Here is a 1287-nt window from a genome sequence, read left to right on the forward strand (position 1 = left end):
GTGCTGCGGCTGTTGGAGGCAATCCGCATCCTCGGCATGGAGAAGGAGACGCGGTTCTACCAGGCCTCGACCTCCGAGCTCTACGGCCTCGTGCAGGAGATCCCGCAGAAGGAGACCACGCCGTTCTATCCGCGCTCGCCTTACGGCGTCGCCAAGCTCTACGGCTACTGGATCACGGTGAACTACCGCGAGGCCTACGGCATGTTCGCCTCCAACGGCATCCTGTTCAACCACGAGAGCCCGATCCGCGGCGAGACCTTCGTCACCCGCAAGATCACCCGCGGCGTTGCCCGCATCGAGCTCGGGCTCGAGGACACGCTCTATCTCGGCAATCTCGAGGCCAAGCGCGACTGGGGCCATGCCAAGGATTACGTCGAGGGCATGCACATGATCCTGCAGGCCGATGCGCCCGACGACTTCGTGCTCGCCACCGGCGAGATGCGCTCGGTGCGCGAGATGGTCGAGCGTTGCTTCGCGCAGGTCGGCCGCCGCATCGAATGGCGCGGCAAGGGCGTGGAGGAGACCGGCGTCGATGCCAGGAGCGGCAAGACCGTGGTGCGGATCGATCCGACCTACTTCCGTCCCACCGAGGTCGAGCTCCTGATCGGCGATGCCAGCAAGGCCCGCGACAAGCTCGGCTGGAAGCCGAAGCGGACGTTTGCCCAGCTCGTCGAGGAGATGATGGCGAGCGATCTGGCCGAGGCCAAACGGGACGTCGCCAATGGCAAACGCAGCGTTTGAGCTGAAGGGCAAGAGCGTCTACGTCGCCGGCCATCGCGGCATGGTCGGCAGCGCGCTGGTGCGCCGGCTGGCGCGGGAGGACGTCGAGCTCGTCACGGTGGACCGGCGCGAGATCGATCTCTGCAACCAGGCCGCCGTGTTCGACTGGTTCGCGAAGGTGCGGCCGCAGGTGGTGTTCCTCGCCGCCGCCAAGGTCGGCGGCATCGCCGCCAACGACACGCTGCGCGCCGAGTTCATCTACGACAACATCGTGATCGCGGCCAACGTGATCCACGCCGCGCATCAAAGCGGCGCCGAGAAGCTGATGTTTTTGGGCTCCTCCTGCATCTATCCGAAGCTCGCGAGCCAGCCGCTGCGCGAGGACTCCATGCTGACCGGCCCGCTCGAGCCCACCAACGAGCCCTATGCGATTGCCAAGATCGCCGGCATCAAGATGGCGGAGGCCTATCGCAGCCAGTATGGCAGCGACTTCATCAGCGTGATGCCGACCAACCTCTACGGGCCCGGCGACAATTATCATCCCGAGTACAGCCACGTGGTCGCCGC

The 1287-nt window shown here is 65.7% G+C and carries 2 protein-coding genes; both read left to right on the top strand.

Annotated features, from left to right (window positions below; genetic code table 11):
- Nucleotides 1-741 (top strand): GDP-mannose 4,6-dehydratase (locus MTR72_RS40185; protein WP_341512345.1); only part of this gene is annotated, 741 nt, incomplete at its 5' end.
- Nucleotides 722-1287, top strand: a 566-nt coding sequence (locus MTR72_RS40190) for an NAD-dependent epimerase/dehydratase family protein (protein WP_341512346.1), incomplete at its 3' end; no start/stop codon positions are given. The genes MTR72_RS40185 and MTR72_RS40190, both read left to right, overlap by 20 nt.

The sequence above is a fragment of the Bradyrhizobium sp. ISRA442 genome (assembly GCF_038085055.1).
Classification (GTDB): domain Bacteria; phylum Pseudomonadota; class Alphaproteobacteria; order Rhizobiales; family Xanthobacteraceae; genus Bradyrhizobium.